Genomic DNA, 16,263 nt, shown 5'->3' on the forward strand with positions numbered 1-16,263 from the left:
AAGAGGGATAATCAGGTAATTGATTCTCCTAACGCTAGGAGCCGAACAACGAACAACGAACAACTAATAACGATCAACTACTTAGTAAATCGGTTAATACGGAACATCGAGATATCCAGTTCCGGTTTTTCATCCAAGGCTAACTGACTTAACAGCTTGCCCGTGATGCTCGCAAATTTAAAACCGTGCCCCGAACAAGGGCTGGCGATAATCATGTTTTTATGCTGTGGATGATAGTCGATAATAAAGCACTCGTCGGGCGTGTTGGTGTACATACAAACCGTACCGTAATTAAAATCAACGTTTAGGTGAAAATAATCGCTTACTACTTCTTTCATCGATTGTATTTCTTCTGAACTTATGTGGCGGTTTAAGGTTTCCGGGCTGGTTATTTCGCCGGCATGGTGGTGCGCTACTTTCAGGCCATCGCCCAAATCCGGAAAACCATAAAACATTTTACCCGGCGCATATTCCCAAATGTAAACCGGCAAATTATCCACCCGAATCTTATGATTAGTGGTTTTAAACCAGTACAAAACTTGTCTCTCTACGGTTAATGGTAGGTTTAAGTCCGGTATAAACGCGCTTATCCAGGCACCGGTTGCTACAATTACTTCATTTACCAGGTATTTGCCTTGATTAGTCACCACTTCTACAAAACCAGAATTTGCATTAATGGTTAAAACCTTTTCATTTTTTAAAATTTTGGCCCCGTTTGCCGCGGCTACTGTCAGGTGCGCTTCTACGCAATCTTCCGGAAATAAAATGCCGGCGTTTTTTTCCAGCACGCCCACAATATCGTTACCCGGCTTAAAGGCTGGGAAGCGGGTTTTTATTTCCTGGTTGCTCAAATACTCGTAGGGAATATCATGCATTTGGGCGCTTTGTTCAGCACCCTGGATAACACGAGAATTGGGACTGCCCAACATTAATCCGCCGGTTTTCCGGAATAACGGCTTGCCCGAATTTTTTTCAATTTCCTCCCAGAGCGTGTACGCGCGCTTAATAAAAGGAACATACAATGGATCTTCGTGGTAAGCCTGCCGGATAATCCGGCTTTGTCCGTGCGACGAACCTTGCGCGTGCGGCGGCCTAAACTGGTCTATACCACCCACTTTTTTACCTGTTTTGGATAAGTGATATAAGGCAGCGCTACCCGTTGCGCCCAGGCCTATTACCATTATATCAAAAGTACTACTCATCAATCGCCTTGTTAACTAAACGAAGGTAGGAGAAATATCATTAGGAAAGTGGAAATCACATTAGGTTTAAGAAATTGTGATTATGAAAAGATGAGTAAGGCTATTTGATTAGGATATTCAGAGTCAATATTTTTAAGTAAAATTTTATTTTAAAAATCTAATTCAAAAATTATAATAAACCAGTAAACTTGGCGTGGGATAAATGTTGATTAAAGTTTTATTTGATTGGCCAGTTACCTTAACTTGCTGATGCTATAAGTACTGATTCAAAATTAAGCATAAGAAAATAGTAAATAGTAACTTTGCGCTATGCGCTATATCAAAGGACTTACTCCAGAACAAAAACACGCTTTAGAGCAAGGTCATAAAATGGGGAAAAGCTACCGGTTCCGCAACCGCTGTCAGGCCATTCTGTTGTCTGCTGCCGGCTACTCGGTTCAAGAGTTAGCGGCCATGTTCCAAGTAGCTGATCTCAGTATTTATCAGTGGTTCAATCGCTTTGAAGCGAGGGGAGTAACCGGCTTGCAAAACCAATCCGGCCAAGGCAGAAAGCCCTTGTTGAAGCTACAGAACCAGGCCCATGTGCAAGTAGTCGAAGAGCAGCTTGAAAAGGAAAACAAGCGCTTGAAACTAGCAAAAGCCCAAATCGAGCAGCAACTGGGTCAGTCCCTGAGTGAAAGTACGCTCAAGCGGTTTTTAAAAAAATTGGTTACCGCTGGAAACGCTTCCGCCAGTGGGTAAAGCCCTTGCAGGACGAAAAAGAATATGAACAAAAACGCACTACCTTATTTACTTTACTGTTCTTGGCCCAAGCTGGATACATCGACCTGTGCTTTGGGGATGAGAGTGGTTTTTCGCTGATGCCGACTGTTCCTTATGGTTGGATTAAAAAAGGCAAGCAAGCTTGCCTCTTAGCGCAACGCAGTGCCCGGGTGAATGTGTTTGGCTTATTGTCGACTACTAATCAGCTCACGGCTTACCAGAAACAAGAAAGCCTTACTGCTGATTTTATTATAGAATGCCTGGAAGATTTTTGCCCAACTATATCCCAAATGACGGTGATTGTTTTAGATAATGCCCCTTTACATACCAGTACTACCTTTCGCGCTAAACAAGCCGAGTGGGAAAGCAAAGGCCTTTACCTCTTTTTTTTACCTAAGTATAGCCCCCACTTAAACCGGATCGAACAACTTTGGAAGCAAATCAAACATCATTGGCTCAAAGCGGCGGACTATCTTTCTTTAACCCATTTGAAACAAGCTCTAGAGCGCATCATTACTGGTTTTGGTACCTCTTTTACCCTGGATTTCAAACAACTTGACTTATCCCTTTTTCCTATACTTAATTTTGATTGAGTACTTACCTAATATAATTACCATGCTTTACCGGTACATCTTTCTTATAGTATTAGGGCTATTTACAGGCAATACCGTATTAGCGCAAAAACAAAATGGGGAGGACACCGCCAATGCAAGCACTTTACGTAAACAAATCGCGCAATTTGTAAAGCAGCAAGGCAAGGTAAAATATATTTCACAAGGGGTTATTAGCCACGATGGTAAATTGGTTGCCTGGGCGGCCGATGGTCCGGAGGGAAACAGCACTCATGGTATTTATTTCGCGCCGGTAAAAGAAAATTTAAAAATTACCCGGGTTTCCGCTTCAGCCGGAGAAGAATACTACTACGACACCGAACCGGAGTTTTCGCCGGATGGCAAACAGCTGGCTTTTTTATCGGATAAAGAGGATGGTCAGAACCAGATTTATTTAGCAAACACCACCGGCTCGCCAGCACCGGCAAAAAAGCTGAGTAATTTCAAAGGCTATGTGTCGCATTTAAAATGGTCGCCGGATGGTAAATACATCAGCGTTTTGTACGTGGAAGAGGCTAGCCGGGAACCCTCGCCCATGGCGGCCATTGGCCGGAAAGTAGGTTTGATTGATTCGATATTAAACAAGGACGTGCAGCGGATAGCCATGGTGGAGGTAGCCACCGGTGCATCCAGGCAAGTAAGTCCGGCGGGTTTGTACGTGTTTGAGTACGATTGGTCGGCCAGTAGCCAAAATCTGGCCTATACGGCGGCAGCGCCGCCAGGGGATGATAATTGGTACATCGCGCAACTTTACCAGCAAAACCTAGCTTCGCCGGAAGCCAAATGGGTTTATAAGCCCGAATGGCAGATTGCCTTACCGAAATGGTCGCCGGATGGCAAACACATCGCTTTTATCGAAGGTTTAATGAGCGACCAAGGCGGTACCGGCGGGGAAATCTTTACGGTAAATTCAGAAGGCAAAGGCACCCCTAAAAATCTTACCCCCGGACGTAAATGTACTCCCGGCTGGTTTAAATGGATGCCTGACGGGAATATGCTGATCAGCGAATTTGTCAGCGGCTCGGTGGCCATTTCTTCTTTAAACACCGTTACCAAAGCCACCAAGCAGCTTTGGCAGGCCGATGCCTCGATAGGAGCTACTTCCACTTCGTTAAGCCTTTCGGTAAGTGATACCAAAGGCGGCCCGGTAGTGGCGTTCGTTGCTCATGGCTGGTCGGCCTTGCCGGAAGTCTGGGTAGGTACTTTTAAAAAATTAAAACCTTTTACCAAACTTAATACCGAAGCCAAGTTACCCCTGCCACCGGCAAAAAATATAGTTTGGCATAACGAAGGATACAATGTACAAGGCTGGCTGTTGTTTCCGGTTAATTATGATCCTGTTAAAAAATATCCTTTGCTGGTTACCGTGCACGGTGGACCCGCCTGGATTGCCACGCCCACCTGGATGGCACCTGATTTTAATACCACCGTTTACCCGCAGATGGGTTATTTTGTGTTTTTTCCCAACGCGCGGGGTGGCTATGGCCAAGGCGAAACTTTTACCCGGGCCAACCGGCGGGACTGGGGTTTTGGCGATTTGCGCGATATTATAGCCGGAATGGATGCAGTGGCAGCTAAATACCCAATTGATACCAGCCGGGTAGGTTTGCTGGGCTGGAGTTACGGTGGTTCGCAAGCCATGTTTGCCGGTACCCAAACCAACAAGTTTAAGGCCGTGGTGGCCGGCGCCGGTTCCGCGGATTGGCTCAGTTATTACGGGCAAAACTCAATTGATAAATGGATGCGGTCTTATTTCGGAGCATCGCCCTACGATGACCCGGCGGCTTACGCGAAGGTCTCGGCGATGACGTATATTAAAAAAACAAAAACTCCCGCCTTGCTATTGGTGGGCGAACACGACGGCGAATCGCCGCCTCCGCAATCCCTGCAATACTGGCACGCCCTTAAAGAATTGGGGGTACCTACCCAATTAATGATCTATGCCGACGAAGGCCACAGCTTTTACAAACCAGAAGACATGATCGATGTAACGGAGCGTACCCTGGAGTGGTTTAATACTCATATGCCGGCCAGATAATTAATCTGATCTTATATCGAATCGTAAATAATAGTTACATGGATAGGAAAGGAAGATTTACTTAGAAACGCAACGGTTTATCCTTGGCGCCTTTCCAAGTCTCTATTCTCTGATGCTGTCGAGTTTGATTTTTTTAGTTTTGCCTTGTGGCCGGCGGGTTTTAACCCCTCCGCCCTAAAGGGCACCTCCCCTAAAAACAGGGGAGGAGATGCGGCTATTACTATTTTCCCCTTTCCTCAACTCCTTCTGCGGAATGCCTCGTGCCTTGGCACCGGAACCTTAAAAGGCCTCTTCACAGCCAAGCTGATGCTGTTTGTTTTTAGATACGGCTTTCCTAAAGTACCGTTTAAACGTGAATCAATCTATAGCGTGGAAGGTACTTCCGTGACTTGCCTCCATAACCCGTCAGTCGGGAGACTGACTAATGTCCAAAAGGCACAAGTGACGCTACGCTCAACACTTGCGCCAGGTTCGTCCTCCTTTCTACAGATTGCACCAGCAAAGCTGAAGTTAAATGTATTAGACACCAGTATAGCTGCGGAACACCTGTTGGAATTCCGAGTGGCACCGCCCCATTCCGTAGCGGAGCAAGTAAGGGAATTAAAAAGTAATAGCCGCATCTCCTCCCCTGTTTTTAGGGGAGGTGCCCTTTAGGGCGGAGGGGTTAAAACTCGCTGGCCACAAAGCAAAACTTAAAATATTTAACTACACAACACCAGAAAATGGGAACTTGGAAAGGCTCCAAAGAAAAGCCGAGTGTTCAGTAAGGAACGAGAACCAGCTCCACAGAATTACTCTGACCAATATGCTGCTATGGTAAATCCTATCTACTATTTGGTATTACGGACATTTTAGAGACACAATTTGGCGAAAATTTAAAAAATCGCCTATATACAGCAATAGACTTTTAATGGGAATATTTTTAGGCTTTATAACAGGTTGGAGCATCTGAATTATTGCCGGTAGTTAATTTGCAAAGCTGACCAATTTATCTATTTTTACTTATTGCCAACATCCTCTCAAACAGGCATCTTGAAACCAGCAAAAAGCATATTAATCCTAGTTTGGACGGTAGCATTTACCCAGTGCCTGGCCGCGGAAATTATTCTGCATAAAAAGGATGCTACCATTTGGCTGCCTCAGCAACGTATCACCGGTGAAATAGCCGGGTTTAAGGCAAAAACCCTTACTATTCATCATAATAAAAAAAAATTTAAGGTAAAAGTTAGCCGTAACAAGTTCAGCTTCAATATTTACGCCGAAGCCAAGAACATTATTTGGGCCAGTTACCGGAAGAATAAAGTACAATCCGCTAAAATACTGCTGGTGCTGGGCTACCATCCGGTACCAATAGTGAAGCCGGTAGTAGCGGTAAATAGCGGAAGTCTTACGCTAAGCGCCGTTGTTTTAAAAAATCCCGGTAATAAGCCCTTAGGTTACCGGTGGTACGCCGATATAAGCAACCCGCAGGTTACTCCCATAAATAACGCAAATAAGTCCGCTGCTACCGTCCCGATCCCGGAAAAGCCGGGTATGTATTACTTCAACTTGTTAATTACCGCGGGTACGGATTCGGTTACGTACCGGACCTACGTAAACCGCACCGCGCAGGAAGTAAAGCCTTTTACTATCGATACCGATTACGCTCCTTGGATTAATGAGGCAATTATTTACCAGATAACGCCCAATACGTTTGTTAAAAAAGGCGGGTTCGAGGCCATTACCGCCAAACTTGCCGAGATTCAGCAACTCGGCATTAATACCATTTACCTGCAGCCGGTTACCAAAACCGAAAAAGGGGGGCAAGGGTACGATGTTATGGATTACCTGGCGGTAGATAGCCGCTTGGGCAACGCCGCGCAATTGAAAGTATTAATTGATTCGGCCAAAGTGCTCGGGTTGAAAGTGATATTGGATTTAGTGCCGAATCATACTTCCGTTAATCATCCGTATGCCCTCGATTGCGTAGCGAATGGTACTGACTCGCATTATTTTAAATTTTACCAGCATGCCAACGATAAGGCGCCGTATTCGTCGTTTTACCACACCGATGCGAACCAATTTATTTACTATTTCTGGCACGGACTGATAAATCTGGATTATACCAATCCGGAAGTACAGCAGTGGATGACGGAGATATGCAAATACTGGGTGCGCGAATTTGATATTGATGGTTACCGGTTTGATGCGGTTTGGGGCATGAACGCGCGCGCGCCACAATATGCCCGCCGTTTACGTACCGAACTTAAAATAATTAAACCGGAGATCCTCTTACTGGCCGAAGATAAGGCAACCGACCCCGGCGTGTATAACAAAGGCTTTGATGCCGCGTACGACTGGACCGCCGATACCACCTGGGTCTCGCAATGGACCTGGCAAACCCACTACGACGATAAAAAAAGTTTCACCGTTTTTAATTTAACCGACAGCACTCAACGTGCGGCGCAATTACGCGAGGCCTTGTTCCGAAACACGGTTATGGATAAGCCGGTGCTACGATTTATGGAAAACAATGATTTGCCCCGGTTTATTAATACGCATAACCAGGCGCAAACCAAAATGGCGGTCGGGCTGCTTTTCGCTTTACCCGGAATGCCCCTATTATTCAACGGGCAAGAGGTGGCGCGCACCTTTCATCCGTACAGCAGCCGCAGCATTTTTCAAGCCAATAAACCTATTCAGGCGCTGGATAGCCTGGGTATGCGCTACTATTACCAGCAGTTAATCAGCCTCCGGAAACAATATCCCGCGTTGGGGCAATCGCCGATCCAACCGGTAAAAGTAGTTGGTGCCAATAGCGTGGTGGCCTTACACCGATCCGCGGGTAGTCAGCATTTTATCGTGTTGGTGAATGTGAATGGGGCACCCGTTACCGCGAGCATCGACTTGAAACAGTTAATATTGCCCGTTATACCGCAGGGTGCCAAGGATGTATTGCATGACAAAAGTTATTCTTTAATCAAAAAAGAAACAATGGATGAATTAAGCGTGCCCCTGGAGGGATACGCGGTAAAATGGTTATTGCTCACTAATTAGTTAACTTAAATCTGTTTATATGAGAATTTTTACAAACTGGAGTCACCCGGGGCTGCAATGGCTGCTGGCGATATTTTTAATTTTTAATGTCGGCACCCAGGTGCTGGCCCAAAACGAGGCGTTAATTACCGGTATTGTGGTCGACGAGAAAGGGGATGCCCTACCCGGGGTAACCATCTTAGTAAAAGGCTCCACCCAGGGGGTAGTGAGCGATGGAGATGGCAAATACAGCGTGAATGTACCGGGGAGCAAGGGCGTACTGGTTGTATCCTACGTGGGGTTCCTGACCCAGGAAGTGGCGGTTAATGGCAGCGCCACTATCCGGATTACCCTTGCCGGCGATGCCAAAGCCCTGAACGAAGTAGTTGTAATTGGTTACGGTTTGCAAAAGCGCGAAACGGTTACCGGTTCCATTGCTACCGTGAAAGCCGAAGATTTTAACGCCGGTTTAATTGCCGACCCACTCACTCTTATTTCCGGGAAGGTGGCCGGTTTAACCGTAACCCGACCGAATGGGTCGGACCCAAACGCCGGGGCCCAATTTTCCTTGCGGGGCGCTACTACGGTGTATGGCTACAACGGTCCGCTTATTGTGATTGATGGGGTGCCGGGCGGCGACCTGCAAACCATTGCGCCCTCCGATATTGCGTCGGTGGATGTTTTAAAAGATGGTTCGGCGGCCGCGATTTATGGCTCCCGGGCCACCGGCGGCGTTATTATTATTACCACTAAAAAAGGAAAAGCCGGGGCTCCCACGGTTACGTACAGCGGCAACGTTTCTTTCGACCAGGTGGCTAAAAAATACGATATGCTCACCGGCGACCAGTATCGCCAGTTAGGGGCCGATAATAACTTAACCGTGGATGACCGCGGCGCTAATACCGATTGGTTTAAGGAAGTTACCCGAACCCCGGTCAGCCAGGTACACAACGTATCGGTAAGCGGCGGCAACGATAAAACCAACTATTACGCCTCCGTAAACTACCGGGATTTTAAAGGCATGGATAAAGTTACCGATCGCGAATCGGTAAATGGGACGGTGCGCTTAAATACCAAAGCTCTAAACGATAAGCTTGATTTTGCCTTAAACCTAACGAATACGTTTGACAACCGGACTTTTGCCAATTACGGCGCTATTGCCCAATCGTTGAATATGCTGCCGGTTTATCCGGTAAGAAATGCCGACGGAACGTTTTTGAAAATCCCGATACTCCTTACCAACTGCAATGGAACCCGGTTGCCAACCTGGCCAATAACACCAATGGGGCGAAAGAAAGCCAACTTTTGGGCACCGTATCCGCGGCCTACCGCATTTTGCCGGCGCTGAAAGCTTCGGTTAACTATTCCATTATTAAAAATTCCTACCTGAACAGCTCCTTCAGCAGTAACCTGGATTTCTTTCAGCAGCAAAATAGTTTAAACGGGCAGGCTTCGCGTTCGCAAACCACCAATACCAATAACATTTTCGAGGGATTATTAACTTATAACAAACAATTTGGTAAACATAACTTGGACGTACTGGGCGGTTATTCTTATCAGAATATCTTTGAAGAAGGTTTAGGAGCCGGTAACAACAACTTTATCACCAATTCATTTCTTTATTACAATCTGGGTGCTGGCCGGGCCTTGAATGAGTTAACGCCGGGCTTCAACCGGTCGGGAGTGTTTGTGAACAGCTACGCTTGGGAGCGTACCTTGTTAGCCGGCTTCGCCCGGGTATTGTATAATTACGAGGAAAAATACCTGTTAAATTTAAGCATCCGGCGGGAAGGCGCATCAGTGTTGGGCGTGGAAAATAAATGGGGTAATTTCCCCTCCGTATCCGCGGGTTGGGTACTGAGCAAAGAAAACTTTCTGGCTGATAATGGCATTATAACCAACCTGAAACTACGGGGTGGTTATGGCGTAACTGGTAACCAGGAAAGCCTTGGGCCCTACCAATCGCTCAGCACCTTAGGCGCATTTTCGGGGCAAAGTGGTTATTTCGATGGGCAGTGGTTAATTCCGTATGGCTCTACCTATAACGCCAACCCCTTATTACGGTGGGAAACCAAAAACGAGGTCAACGTTGGTTTAGACTTTGCTTTTTTTAAAAATGGCTGGCTAAACGGTTCCCTAGATTTCTATAATCGTCGCATCAACAACCTGATTGGCAACTATACCGCCCAGCTGCCCTCGCAGGTTAACCCGAACATTTTTGCCAACGCCGGAACCATGGAGAACCAGGGCTTCGAGTTAGCGCTGAACGCGCAAATAGCCAATCGCGAAAAATTTAGCTGGAATGTGAGTTTTACCGGCGCCTATAACAAGAACAAGATTAAATCGGTTACCAGCGATCAGTTTAAAGGCACGGCGTTTAATATAACCGATGTGGGCGTGGGCTTCACGCAGCGCATTGCAGCCGGTCAGCCGATAGGCGTTTTCTACGGTCGTAAATTTGCCGGCTTCAACGACGATGGTAAATGGCTGTTTTACAACCAGGCCGGCGACGCGGTTACCGCCGAAGATGCGGGCGATAGTTATTTTTACCTGGGGAGCGGCATCCCGAAATACAACCTGGGTTTAACCAATAACTTTAAGTTCGGCAGTTTTGACGCCACTATATTATTCCGGGGAGCCTTAGGTTTCAAAGCCTTAAATGCGAAACGCATTTTCCACGAAAATTACAGCAATTTCACTACCCATAACTTGTTTCAATCGGCCATTAACAAGGGCGTTAAAAACGACCAGATGTATTTTTCGGACTACTACCTGGAAAAAGGCGATTACCTGAAACTGGATAACCTGACAATTGGATATTCCTTGCCAGTAAAAGCAAATGGCTTTATCAAGTCGCTCCGGTTCTATGCTACCGGCACCAACCTGTTAACCCTAACCAAATATTCGGGCACCGACCCGGAATTACCTTTGAACGTCGATTTAAGCGGAGAACAGGAATTTACAACCGGTCCGGGTGTGGAAGCTAACTATAGTTATTATCCGTTTACCCGCACGTATACCTTTGGCATAACCGGCAGTTTTTAAATATTTATAGAGAAGATGATGAAAAATTTTAAAAATAAAAAAGTTGAGCTGATCGTGGTGTTGGCCACTTTATTAAGTTTTGGGGCTTGTAAAGACCTCGACGAAGAAGTTTATAGTGCGGCCATCCCCGAGAATTTTTTTCAAACCAAAGACCAGGTAATGGCTGGTTTTGTAATGCCCTACGCTTTTATGCAAACGCATATTTACCAGGTGCATTTTGCCTTGCAGGAGTTTGTTACCGATGAGGCCGTGGCGCCGGTCCGGGGGGGCTACGTTGATCAGAACGGGGCCTGGAACCGCTTTCACCGCCATACCTGGACTGCCGCCGAACCCTGGATTGAGCTGGAATGGAACAACATGTGGCAGGCGATCGGCTACAGCAATTATTTTATTGACGCAGTTCAGGACAAAGACCTAAGTAAGATGGATCTCCCGATCAGCAAAGAAAAAATGATTGCCGAAGTGAAGCTGGTGCGGGCCTTACACTATTATTGGGCCTTCAGTAATTTCGGCAATATTCCGATTGTGGAGCATGTGGGGGAGCCCAACCCACCTACTCGGCCAGCAGCCGAAGTTTTTACCTGGCTGGAAAAAGAAATAAAAGACAATATGCCGTTATTAAGCGATAAAGGCGAAACCGGCTGGTATGGCCACTTTACCAAAAACGCCGCTCGGGCTTTGCTGGCCAAATTATACCTCAATGCCGAAGCCATAACGGGTACCGTGCGCTGGCAAGATGCCCTGGACCAATGTAACGCGATCATCAATTCCGGTGAATATACGCTGGATGCGGCCTGGAACACCCCCTTCTTAGCCCATAACGAAGGCAGCCAGGAAAACATTTTTGTTATTCCGTTTGATGCGAACCGCGCCCCGCAATTTAATGCCGCCCAACAGCAGTTGCACTGGAGCCTGGCCCCGGTAAAATACGGTCTGGAAGATGCCTGGTACAAAACCGTTACCCAGGAATCGTTTTTTGAATTATTTGCCGATAACGATCTCCGGAAGCAACAATGGCTTTACGGTCCGCAAACGTATATAGATGAGGAGGGAGAGGAACAACCGGTAATGGATGGCGAAGAACAACTCGTGTTAAACCCAGCGATTGAAGCGTTGGAAAACTTTGAAGGCGGCTGGACCGACGGGGTGGTAAACGTAAAATACGAAGTGGAGAATAGCTCCCTGGCTAATATGAATAATGATTTGGTAGTATTCCGCTTATCCGACATCCTATTTATGAAAGCCGAATGCCTGATGCGCTTAAACGGTGGAGCCGCCACTTCCGAAGCGGTTAACCTGGTGAACCAGGTAAGAGCGCGCAGCTTTAAGAAGAACGACCGGGCTGCCCGGTATACCACCAGTCAATTAACCTTCGACGAACTGCTGAACGAGCGCGGCCGGGAGTTTGCTTACGAGATGCTCCGCCGGGAAGACCTGATCCGTTTTGGTCATTTTAACGACGAGTGGTGGGAAAAGCCAGTTTCAGAGCCTTTTCGCAAGTTTTTCCCGATTCCGTTTAACGCTTTAACTGCTAATCCGGCGTTAACACAAAACCCCGGCTACTAATAAAAAAGGGCGATGCTATACCAATTAAATTTGGTATAGCATTACTTTTTGAAAAGTGCATATTTGTAGGCTAAAATGCAACCGATTTATAAGAAAGTACAACTAAATACAAAGAGTACGCAAACTTTTGTATATTTAAGAGTTAACAGCTATTCGATGAAGCCAACCATTTCAATTCAAGGAGAGCAAAAAGAAAGTCTCATTAAAACCACTGAAGCTTTAATTGACAAAATAAATAGAGAAATTCCAATGTTGAAAAAGTCAATTACAGAAGTGCCCAATGTGCATCTTGCTAATGAAGTTTCATATCACTTTGCAAGTGTTCCCTTGCTGTTGCGCCTTTCACTACTTGACCTATGTATTTTATTTAAGTTGTATTTAGAAAGCAATTCTGATACAGAACAGAATATGTTGATACGGTTAATTTGTGGACAGCTCTATGAATTTACAGAAGATGTTCCCACTCTTTTTGGGAAAAAGTATCGTGAATTGTTAAGTAATTTTCCAAATTCTGGAGACTTGATAAAAGATTTGAATGGCAACGTTACCAAGGAGTTTAATCTTGCTAAATTAAGGCATGTTGACTTCTTGAAAATAATAAGGCATAACGTTTCGCACCATAAAGACATTGACGCACTATGGCAATATTATCTGATAAACAATATAGATTTCAACTGGGGTATAAAGGCGTACATTGACTTCACACAGTGGTATGTAAGTCATTACTCAACTTTTGAATTAAAGCTGATTGATATTGCAATGAAAGCACAAGCAGCGACCAAGAACGACTGCTAACAGCGGTTTTGCGTCAGCGGGGGCGCCGAATGAACAATCGGCTTTTTGTTCTTTGTTCAGCAGTAGTTCCAGCATGACCGAACACACATGGGCTTTTGAAAAAGTTCTAAAGATTAGTTTTTCAAGCAGCTTCAATTCCAGGTTGACGAATATAAAATACCCCACCGAACGCAAAGCAATTAGCCTTTAGGTGCTATACAGACCGACACTTGCGCAGATAGATAGTTGACATAACCAACACCTTTTATCAGCAGGTAGACCTTTGAATTATATTAAAAAGAAAGTTTAAAAAAATGCAATTTATCTTAACTTTAAATCGAAATGTAGATTTATGTAGTGAGTGGTTGCATGTTTTTTAAATTGTAGAGTAATTTTAGTAAATGATGTTGTTAAACCAAGTAGAACTTATTTCATGTCAAAAGAAGAAATTAAACACCAGATAATCCAGACACTAAATTTCTTTTCTGAAGATGCACTCTACGATTTGTTTTCTTATTTAAACACATTTATATCCAAAAGTGGTGCAAACACCTTAAGAATTTCAATTTTTAATATAGAAAAGTTGGTAATGCCCTTGCCTGAACTTATTGATAGGATGGCTATTTCTGAACTAAAAATAGAAAGGATTAGTGACAATGAATGTTTTCAAGAGTACAATAGTTACACTTATATTTATGAATTTTATAAGGAGTTAGGATTCGTTGTAACTGAAGAAAAATACAAAGAATTAAAGGATATTCATTCAAGAATTTGGGATTTAGAAAGCGATTTAAGAAGGGGAAAAGAAGGAATATTGACTAAAGATGAAATAGCAGACAGAACTTTGCTTATAAGAGATTTAAATAGAAAGAGAGTTCATCTTAAAAATGTTATTGCTGCAAATTATAGTTTTCCATTAGAGATAAAAAGAAATCATGCTAGTGAGTAGAGTTGTTGGTAATTCTTCTAAGAAATAATTTATACTTGAATTAATTATGCAGCTATTAAGACTAACTTTCAAAACTTTATTTGGCGGAAGGATTAAATACATTACATATATTTCTATTGTTTTTTTTATATCCTCTTTAATTGTTGCCTTAATAACTGTTTGTTTAGTTTCTTCAGAAATAAATAAGGCATTTTGGAATGTAATTTCCAACATTTTACTCGGTATTGGAACTTCCATATTGGCTGCTGCTCTTATATCAACTTTTGAACTTATAAATGTAAATAGGGTAATTAATTTAATAAAATTTTTTTCTATAGACGTAACCAAAAAGACAGTTATTGTTTTACCTCATTTTTATAACCAACTTTTACAAGAGAAAGAACGTGGAAATTATGGATTGAAAACTGATACTCTTAATGAAATCACTTTCGTATCTTATGCTGATTTTACGACTGTTAAGTATTTAATTGCGTTATTTCAAGAACACAATTTAGGATTGCCGGAAATTATGACAGATGATGAAGCATTAGAAATTCTATCGAATGAAGAAAAATTAAAAAAGTATAATACTTTTCTTAGTTTGGGCTTGTACTCGAATAAATTCTCTAATCAACTTAATTCTGAAAAAATCCAGAATCGTTATTTTAATTTTGAAGCAAAAAACGTTCAAAATTATGGAGATAGGAAGATAGAGTACTTAGAACCTGTTGGAGTTGAGAAAGAAAACTGGTTAACATTAACTCCTAATAATCAAGACTGTTCTGACTTGTCTCTTATTTCAAAAATTAACTATGAGGTGAATGCAAAACAGAAATTAAATATTTTAATTTTAGGAGGGTTAAATGCTACTGGAACAAAGTTATTAGGCGAATATATATATAATCAATGGGATAAAATCTTATGCAAAGGTATTGGGCGAAATAAATTTTACGAATTAAGGCCAATAATAAACGAGAAAAACTTTTGTATGATTTTCAAGATAAATGGGCAAAAAAATGTTAGTTATGATGAAAATGCAACAATAAAATTAGACAGTTCATTCTGTAGAATTTAGTTAAATTTTGATTCTTATTTTGGACTTAAATTCAAGAATCTAATAATGAACTTATCTTATTAACAAAATAACATTACCAGTATTCCGACCACACTTTACTGCATGGTTTGTAGACGTTTAAAGATGGACAGTTACAGCATTTCAGACAGACAAATTTAAATTTTACTTTTATTTTGTTAGTTGTTGCGGCGGAAAGTTGATAAGTACTTTGTTCAGCCCGTTTTGCAAACAGACAACGAAGTTATCGTACATTTTGTAGGCTTGTTGTGGGAGATCGTTTACGTTACTAGTGGACATAACATGAGTGTGACAGATTGCACGGCACATAACAAGACTATTGCCAATAGTGGGCTGGACATTGGAGCAATCGGCAGCATATCGCTATTGGCTTTGGTTCGAGCGGAAGGAACTCTCTTGAACATCAGAATAAATTTTTAATCTATGAACAAGTAAAGAACATCGGTCTTCAGGCGGAGTTTTCAATTCTCCCATCATCGGCAATACTTGTTCGGTGGTGGCAATGCCTTGCAATTTATTTAGTGTTAATTTGATGTCATTGCCTAAAAGATTTAACAACCAGAGCAGGTACCTACCCTGGTTAATTTTAAAATTTTCACCTAAAATCTAATCCAAGATAGCCGCTTACAAATGAAAAAAATACACATCCTTGGGATGATAGCGTTAAGCCTATTGGCTGTTGGCTGTAATAACGATAAACCTGCCTTTGGTTCCAAGCAATGGGCGGAGTATCTGGGAGGGCCCGAACGTAACCATTACTCCACGCTGGAGCAGATCAACCCGGCCAACGTAAAACAGTTGCAGGTGGCGTGGCAGTACCGCACGCTGGATTCGGGCCAAATCCAGTGTAACCCGATTGTGGTGGATAGCATCTTGTACGGTATGACCGCTACCACCGAACCTTTCGCCTTGAACGCCGCCACCGGTAAAGAAATTTGGCGCGTGCAAAGTGTAAACGCTAAACGGATAGCATGAAGTAGCTATTTTTCACTAACTTTAAAATATAAAAACTAACAGTACAATGCTAATCGAACGAACAAACAAAAACCAAATAACTATTACGGTTTCATCGTCAGTTGACAGTTTCGGCTTGCAACGCCTTATCGACTATGTTAAATATTTGGAGGCAACTGCTAAGAGCAAGGCAAAGCAATCGGACATTGATAAGCTGGCTGACGAAGTAAACGCTTCTTGGTGGACCGAAAATCGTAAACGCTTTATTAAGTGAA

General features: G+C 43.5%; 12 protein-coding genes. 11 read left to right on the forward strand and 1 reads right to left on the reverse strand.

Annotated elements, in window-relative coordinates:
• Positions 1-77: 77 nt before the first annotated feature.
• The gene (gene solA / locus AHMF7616_RS02360; protein ID WP_115371423.1) at positions 78-1,202 is read right to left on the reverse strand and encodes an N-methyl-L-tryptophan oxidase; all 1,125 of its coding nucleotides are present in this window, start codon (positions 1,200-1,202) and stop codon (positions 78-80) included.
• Positions 1,203-1,511: 309 nt separating this feature from the next.
• Here solA and AHMF7616_RS02365 point away from each other — a divergent pair, with 309 nt between their 5' ends.
• The 11 genes from AHMF7616_RS02365 (at position 1,512) to AHMF7616_RS26625 (ending at position 16,009) form a co-directional block, all read left to right on the forward strand.
• Positions 1,512-1,943 (forward strand): helix-turn-helix domain-containing protein, encoded by a 432-nt coding sequence (locus AHMF7616_RS02365; protein WP_115371424.1) that lies wholly within the window; start codon positions 1,512-1,514, stop codon positions 1,941-1,943.
• 5 nt (positions 1,944-1,948) lie between these two features.
• The gene (locus tag AHMF7616_RS02370; RefSeq protein ID WP_233507284.1) at positions 1,949-2,557 is read left to right on the forward strand and encodes an IS630 family transposase; all 609 of its coding nucleotides are present in this window, start codon (positions 1,949-1,951) and stop codon (positions 2,555-2,557) included.
• A gap of 22 nt (positions 2,558-2,579) precedes the next feature.
• Positions 2,580-4,613, forward strand: coding sequence for an alpha/beta hydrolase family protein (locus tag AHMF7616_RS02375; protein WP_147275592.1), 2,034 nt, complete (start codon positions 2,580-2,582; stop codon positions 4,611-4,613).
• Positions 4,614-5,645: 1,032 nt separating this feature from the next.
• Positions 5,646-7,649, forward strand: coding sequence for an alpha-amylase family glycosyl hydrolase (locus AHMF7616_RS02385; RefSeq protein WP_115371428.1), 2,004 nt, complete (start codon positions 5,646-5,648; stop codon positions 7,647-7,649).
• 19 nt (positions 7,650-7,668) lie between these two features.
• Positions 7,669-8,976 carry a TonB-dependent receptor plug domain-containing protein gene (locus AHMF7616_RS02390; RefSeq protein WP_115371429.1) on the forward strand — a complete coding sequence of 436 codons (1,308 nt, stop codon included), beginning with the start codon at positions 7,669-7,671 and terminating at the stop codon, positions 8,974-8,976.
• Positions 8,934-10,673 carry a TonB-dependent receptor domain-containing protein gene (locus tag AHMF7616_RS02395; protein ID WP_199474057.1) on the forward strand — a complete coding sequence of 580 codons (1,740 nt, stop codon included), beginning with the start codon at positions 8,934-8,936 and terminating at the stop codon, positions 10,671-10,673. The genes AHMF7616_RS02390 and AHMF7616_RS02395 overlap by 43 nt, the downstream gene beginning before the upstream one ends.
• Before the next feature lie 15 nt (positions 10,674-10,688).
• On the forward strand, positions 10,689-12,239 hold the full coding sequence (locus tag AHMF7616_RS02400; protein ID WP_115371431.1) for a RagB/SusD family nutrient uptake outer membrane protein: 1,551 nt from the start codon (positions 10,689-10,691) through the stop codon (positions 12,237-12,239).
• Positions 12,240-12,395: 156 nt separating this feature from the next.
• Positions 12,396-13,034, forward strand: a complete 639-nt coding sequence (locus tag AHMF7616_RS02405; RefSeq protein WP_147275593.1) for a hypothetical protein — start codon at positions 12,396-12,398, stop codon at positions 13,032-13,034.
• Between the two features lie 412 nt (positions 13,035-13,446).
• The gene (locus tag AHMF7616_RS02410; RefSeq protein WP_115371433.1) at positions 13,447-13,962 is read left to right on the forward strand and encodes a hypothetical protein; all 516 of its coding nucleotides are present in this window, start codon (positions 13,447-13,449) and stop codon (positions 13,960-13,962) included.
• Between the two features lie 46 nt (positions 13,963-14,008).
• Positions 14,009-15,016, forward strand: a complete 1,008-nt coding sequence (locus AHMF7616_RS02415) for a hypothetical protein (protein ID WP_115371434.1) — start codon at positions 14,009-14,011, stop codon at positions 15,014-15,016.
• Positions 15,017-15,664: 648 nt separating this feature from the next.
• Entirely contained in the window at positions 15,665-16,009 is a 345-nt protein-coding gene (locus AHMF7616_RS26625; RefSeq protein ID WP_199474060.1) for a hypothetical protein, read from the forward strand.
• Positions 16,010-16,263 lie beyond the last annotated feature (254 nt).

It is taken from the genome of Adhaeribacter pallidiroseus (genome assembly GCF_003340495.1).
Classification (GTDB): Bacteria; Bacteroidota; Bacteroidia; order Cytophagales; family Hymenobacteraceae; genus Adhaeribacter; species Adhaeribacter pallidiroseus.